The following is a 2218-nucleotide window of genomic DNA, read 5'->3' on the forward strand; positions in this document are numbered from 1 at the left end:
GGCTGGCGCTGTCCAAGGTGGAAAACCCCGACATCGAGGGTGGCATCTTCTTTTCCGACATGAACCTGGTCTTTTCGGCGGCGATTGCCGGCCAGGGCATCGCCATGGGCGACGAACTGACCAGCCGGCGGGCGCTGAGCGAGGGCCGGCTGGTCAGGCCGTTCGACATCGCGATCAAGTCGCCACGCTCTTATTTCCTGGTCTCCGAACACGCCAAGGCTTCGCATCCGGTGCTGGAAGCGTTCGCGGGATGGCTGCGGTCGAAACTCCAGGAGAACCGCATTCTGCCGTATTGAGGGCAAGGCGGCGCCATCTCGCCATAGATGAATGGAATTTGCCGATCACGCGAAAACTATTCGGTTGCGGTGAGCCGGCACCCTGCCTACGATTTCGACAAGCGTTAGGGAAAGGGCAGTATGCAGCAACCCGGCCGTGCCGCAGAGATCAAGGCAATCGGGATCGGCAAGAGCTTCGGCTCGTTCCGTGCGCTGGACAATCTGTCGCTCGATATCGGCCGTGGCGAGTTCCTGACCCTGCTGGGGCCGTCGGGTTCGGGCAAGACCACCTTCCTGATGATCCTTGCGGGCTTCGTGCAGCCGACCGAGGGCAAGCTGTTCAGCGACGGCGTCGACATCACCGACCGACCGGCAGAGCAACGTGCCGCCGGCATGGTGTTCCAGGGCTACGCGCTGTTCCCGCATATGAGCGTCGAAGCCAACATCGCCTTCCCACTCAAGGTGCGCAAGAAACCGGCCGCCGACATCAAGCGCCGTGTCGGCGAGATGATCGAGCGCGTCGGTCTCAAGGGCCACGAGAAGAAACTGCCGGCGCAACTGTCGGGCGGCCAGCAGCAGCGCGTGGCGCTGGCCCGTGCGCTGGTGTTCGAACCTGGCGTGCTGTTGCTCGATGAGCCGTTCTCGGCGCTCGACAAGAGCCTGCGCGGCCAGATGCAGGCCGAGATGAAGCGGCTGCACCAGGAAACCGGAACCACTTTCGTCTTCGTCACCCACGACCAGAGCGAGGCGCTGGCGCTGTCGTCGCGCGTTGCCATCTTCAACCACGGCAAACTGCTGCAGGTCGGAGCGCCCGACGAAGTCTACGACCGGCCGGACAACCGCTTCGTCGCCGAGTTCCTCGGCGAAATCAACATGCTGCCGCTGAAGGGCGTCAAGCCTGCCGGCAATGGCTCGACCGGCCTTTGCGAAGACCGCGCGGTCAGCATGGGCTGCAAGGCCGAACTCGTGCGCGGCGATGCCATCCTGGCGATCCGGCCCGAATACATGTCGATATCGGGCGAGGCGGCGGATGGCGAGAATGGCATCGCCGCTACCGCCACCAACTCCACCTATCTCGGTGCTGCGACGCGGCTCGACCTGACGACACGGCAAGGCGCCAAGGTTACCGTCTCGGTGCCGAACGAGGTGGCGGCCGCAGCGCTCAGCAAGGGCAATTCCGTCTGGCTCACCTGGCCGGCGGAAAAGGGTTTCCTCCTTCCGCATGGAGGGCAATGACGACGGTGTGGCGAGATGTCGCTCCACCGCTTTCCGGCACTATCAACAACAAAAAAGGGGAACTGACATGACACATGACAACAAAAAACAAGCCGTCGAGAGCCTGTCCGCCAGGGCAGGTCGCGGCGAGATCTCGCGCCGGCAGTTCACACAGCTGGCGGCACTCGTGCTGGCCGGCACGCCGATGCTGCTGCGCTCGACAGGTGCCTTTGCGCAGGCCAAGGAACTGGTGCTGGTCAACTGGGGTGGCGATGCCATCACCGCCTATGATGCCGCCTATGGCCAGGCCTTCACCAAGGACACCGGCATCGCCGTCAAGATGGACGGTTCGGGTCCGACCGAAGGCGCCATCGCCGCGCAGTTCAAGAGCGGCGCGCCGACCTGGGATCTCGTCGACGTAGACCCCTTCTCGGCCATCACGCTCGGCGCCCAAGGGGCTCTCGAGCCGATCGATTACAACATCGTCGACAAGAAGAAGATGCGGCCCGGCTTTGGTTGGGAATACGCCGCCTCGACCTATTTCTTCTCCTATGTCATCGCCTATGATTCCGAGAAGTACGGCAAGGACGCGCCGACCGGCATGGCCGATTTCTTCGACGTGAAGAAATTCCCCGGCAAGCGCTCGCTCTACAAATGGGGCGTATCGAGCTGGGAAGCAGCACTTCTGGCCGACGGCATCGCGCCGGCGTCGCTCTACCCGCTCGACC

At 63.4% G+C, this 2218-nt stretch carries 3 protein-coding genes; all 3 read left to right on the top strand.

Annotated elements, in window-relative coordinates; translation table 11 throughout:
- Window positions 1-296: LysR substrate-binding domain-containing protein (locus tag EN969_RS27700; protein WP_245467530.1), on the top strand; the 296-nt coding region annotated here is incomplete at its 5' end.
- A 120-nt stretch (window positions 297-416) separates the two neighbouring features.
- A complete protein-coding gene (locus EN969_RS27705; protein ID WP_013532646.1) occupies window positions 417-1511 on the top strand; it encodes an ABC transporter ATP-binding protein in 1095 nt (364 codons plus the stop codon).
- A 67-nt stretch (window positions 1512-1578) separates the two neighbouring features.
- On the top strand, window positions 1579-2218 hold a 640-nt coding region (locus EN969_RS27710), incomplete at its 3' end, for an extracellular solute-binding protein (protein WP_127419568.1).

It is taken from the genome of Mesorhizobium sp. M7A.F.Ca.CA.003.01.2.1 (assembly GCF_003998945.1).
GTDB lineage: Bacteria > Pseudomonadota > Alphaproteobacteria > Rhizobiales > Rhizobiaceae > Mesorhizobium > Mesorhizobium ciceri.